The organism is Streptomyces javensis (genome assembly GCF_039525925.1).
Taxonomy (GTDB): domain Bacteria; phylum Actinomycetota; class Actinomycetes; order Streptomycetales; family Streptomycetaceae; genus Streptomyces; species Streptomyces asiaticus.
Map to the genome: position 1 here is coordinate 1 of NZ_BAAAIF010000283.1, position 617 is coordinate 617.

The 617-nt window shown below is 69.0% G+C and carries 1 protein-coding gene; it reads left to right on the top strand.

Features of this window, described 5'->3' with window-relative positions; all coding sequences use genetic code 11:
- Nucleotides 1–617 (top strand): SDR family NAD(P)-dependent oxidoreductase (locus ABD329_RS47970; protein WP_344318320.1); only part of this gene is annotated, 617 nt, incomplete at both ends.

Genomic DNA, 617 nt, shown 5'->3' on the forward strand with positions numbered 1-617 from the left:
TGGACAGGGGTGTGGAGCGGGTGGTGCTGGTGAGCCGCCGGGGTGGGGAGGCGCCTGGTGCTGGCGAGTTGGTGGCGGAGTTGGGGGGCCGGGTGCGGATCGTGGCTTGTGATGTGGGCGATCGTGAGGCGCTTGCGGCTCTTGTGGCGACGGTTCCTGATGTGCGCGTTGTCGTGCATGCGGCGGGTGTTCTCGATGACGGGGTGCTTGAATCGCTGGCTCCGGAGCGGATCCGTGCCGTGATGCGGGCCAAGGCCGACGGCGCCCGCCATCTCCACGAGTTGACCCGTGACACCGACCTTGACGCCTTTGTGTTGTTCTCGTCGGCCGCCGGGACTGTGGGTAATGCGGGTCAGGGGAGTTATGCGGCGGCCAATGCGGTCTTGGACGGGTTGGCGTGGCGGCGTCGGGCTGAGGGTTTGGTGGCCACGTCGGTGGCCTGGGGCGCCTGGGCCGAATCCGGTATGGGGGCCGGGCATGCACGGGCCATGGCGCCACGGTTGGCGTTGGCAGCCCTTGAGCGGGCGTTGGACGACGACGAGACCGCGGTGATGATCGCGGACATCGACTGGGAGCACTTCGCCTCCCGGTTCACCGCCACACGGCCCAGCCCGCTG